Annotated in this window: 2 protein-coding genes and 1 pseudogene; 1 reads left to right on the top strand and 2 read right to left on the bottom strand. The window is 66.5% G+C overall.

Going from position 1 to position 2,785, the window contains the following annotated elements:
* Both DCI01S_RS16310 and DCI01S_RS17030 read right to left on the bottom strand, forming a co-directional pair.
* The coding region (locus tag DCI01S_RS16310; RefSeq protein ID WP_167349583.1) for a transposase family protein at nucleotides 1-512 on the bottom strand (512 nt) is incomplete at its 3' end.
* 85 nt (nucleotides 513-597) lie between these two features.
* Nucleotides 598-1,495, bottom strand: a pseudogene (locus DCI01S_RS17030) (IS5 family transposase).
* 114 nt (nucleotides 1,496-1,609) lie between these two features.
* Here DCI01S_RS17030 and DCI01S_RS16295 point away from each other — a divergent pair.
* On the top strand, nucleotides 1,610-2,785 hold a 1,176-nt coding region (locus tag DCI01S_RS16295), incomplete at its 3' end, for an IS5/IS1182 family transposase (RefSeq protein ID WP_061230186.1).

Genomic DNA, 2,785 nt, shown 5'->3' with positions numbered 1-2,785 from the left:
TTGTGCTCATCGACACCGAGAACGCGGACGCCATCGAAGTGTCCGGGCTGCTCGTAGACCATCGCGCGAACCTCCGAGACCGCCAGGTCATTGACCAGATCCCACCCCAGCCCGAGGGCCTTGGCCACGGCGGACACGCTGGTGCGGTCGATCGCCAAGCGCTGCAGGATCCAGCGGCTGCAACGGCGGGTGGTCTTGGCCCTCGGCTCAGCCAACGCCGGCATCCGCTGCTGGAAAATCCTCGTAGCGCACTCGGTGTTGTCGCAGGTAAAACGCGGTACCCGCACGTGCAGTCTGGTCGGGTGCCCGACGATCGGTAGATCCGTGACCTTCCGCTGGACGTGGTCTCGCAGGCGCCCCGCCATCCCGCACCCGGGGCAGATCGGGTCCAGTGTGACCGGGGCGCAGAACAGGTGCGTGAGCTCGTCGGCCACGGCGGCGTCGGTGATGGTCACCCCAAGTTCGACGGTGCGGCAGATGGTGTCGGCAAGCAGGCTGGCGGTAGCGTTCAAAGCGGGTCCTGGGGATGCGAAGTGCTGGTGTAGGAACTTGCATTTTCACACGCCCCAGGACCCCTACATCTTGTGCCTCACCGCATCACCGGCGAACCCCAGCTACGCACTCTGATTCCGGAAGAGCCAGTTTGTCGTAGCGGGTGGCCAGCGCTCGCCATTGCTTGGCCAGTGCGAAGGAACGCTCGACGACGTTTCGGTCTTTGTAGAGGTCAGTGTCGAGTTTCGGGGGTCGGCCACCGCGGCTGCCGCGGCGTTCGCGAGCGGCGATGGTGTCGCTTTTCTCCGGGATGACAGCGGCGATACCGCGACTGCGGAGCTGGCGGCGGATCGTGCCAGACGAGTAGGCCTTGTCTGCGATCACCGCGTCGGGGCGGGTGCGGGGTCGGCCCTTGCCGTGGCGTGGGACGTGGATGTCGGCCAGGACTTCGGCCAGCATCGCGCCGTCGTTTCGTTGCCCACCGGTGATCACGTTCGCCAGCGGTCGGCCGCGGCCGTCGACGGCACTGTGAATCTTGGTGGTCAGCCCTCCTCGCGAGCGACCGATGCCATGACCTGCGGGTTCACAGTCCCGGAAGGGCCGGTTCTTGTGATTCGACCCTGCCCCCTGTGTCCTGCTCAGGGCGCGTTGTATTTGTGCCGTGCTGATGAGCGCGGCAGATGGTGGCGTCGACCGAGACGTTCCAGTCGATCTTTCCGGCTGCGTCGGCATCGGCCAGGATCACGTGCAGGATGCGATCCCAGGTCCCGTCCCGGGCGTAGCGGGCGTGACGCTTCCACACGGTCTGCCACGCACCGAACTCCTCGCGAGGTAGGTCCCGCCAGGGAATACCTGCTCGGTAGCGGTAGATGATCCCCTCGACGACTTTGCGATTGTCGCGAAACGGATGCCCCTGCCGCCCTTCGTTCGAGGGCAGCAGGGGCTCTATCCGCTCCCACTGCTCGTCGGTGAACTGGCGAAATCGTGACTTCGTCTGTCCCATACGGCCACGGTCTCGCGGGTCACCGCTCAGCTATGGGAGACACGCCCTAGGAGGCTGCTGAACAATCCGGGTGTCCGCACCTCGGGTTGGCGGGGCGCCTGAAATACTGCGTGTATGCAGGGTGAGTCGGATCGGCAACGGGAATTGCTGGATGTGGAGTCGGTGGCGGGGCATCTGCTCGAGCCCGGCAGCGTGTTCGCATTGCTGGCCGAGCATCGGGACCGGTTGTTCCCGGCGGAGTTGTTCGCCGACCTGTTCCGGTCGGGTCGGGGCCGGCCGTCGATCCCGGGTGAGGTGATCGCCTCCGTCATCGTCTTGCAAGCCCTGTACGGCCATTCGGACCGTGAGGCCGTGGATGCGTTGACGTTCGATCTGCGGTGGAAGGCTGCCTGCGGGTACGCGGTCGATGCGAAGGGCTTTGACTCGTCGACGTTGACCTATTGGCGGCGCCGGTTGGCGGCCAGCGAGCGTCCGCAGCGGATCTTCGAGGTGGTACGTCAGGTCATCGCCGAGACCGGGGCGGTCAAGTCCAAGACCCGCCGGGCACTGGACTCGACGGTGCTGGACGATGCGGTTGCCCGTCAGGACACGATCACCCAGTTGATCGCCCAGATCCGTCGGGTGGGCCGCGAGGTCCCCGACGCCAAAGACCTCATCGCCAGCGTGTGCACCCGCCTGGCCCAGGTGACCGGCCACGGATACGAGACGGCGGGCAAACCACGTATCGCGTGGGACGACCAGGCCGCCCGCGACGAGCTGGTCTCCGCCCTGGTAGCCGATGCGTTGGCACTGCTGGAGGCTTTGAACGTCGAGGCGATCACCGCCGCTGGTGGCAGGCCGGCCGAGGCGGTCGCTCTCTTGGCGTTGGTGGCCGGTCAGGACGTCGAACCGGCCGAGGATTCCGATGGCACCGACGGGCGGTGGCGCATCGCGCGCCGTACCGCCCCGGATCGGGTGATCTCCACTGTCGATCCTGATGCCCGGCACGCGCACAAGACCCAGCAGCGTCGCCAGGACGGGTTCAAAGCCCACATCGTGGTCGAACCCGACACCGGCTTGACCACCGCGACCCGGCTGACCCGGGCCAGCGGCCCGGACAATTCCGATGCCACTGTCGGCGCGGACCTGGTCACCACAGATCCCACCACTACAGACGTCGAGAACATTGAGGTGCTGGGCGATTCGGCGTACGCCACCGGAGACATGCTGGCCACCCTCGCCGGAAAGCAGTGGCTGCCGCTGGTCAAACCCTGGCCGACCAGGCCCGCTGTGGAGGGCGGGTTTGGTCTC

It is taken from the genome of Dietzia cinnamea NBRC 102147 (assembly GCF_001571065.1).
GTDB lineage: Bacteria > Actinomycetota > Actinomycetes > Mycobacteriales > Mycobacteriaceae > Dietzia > Dietzia cinnamea.
This window is presented reverse-complemented; position numbering and strand designations above follow the sequence as displayed.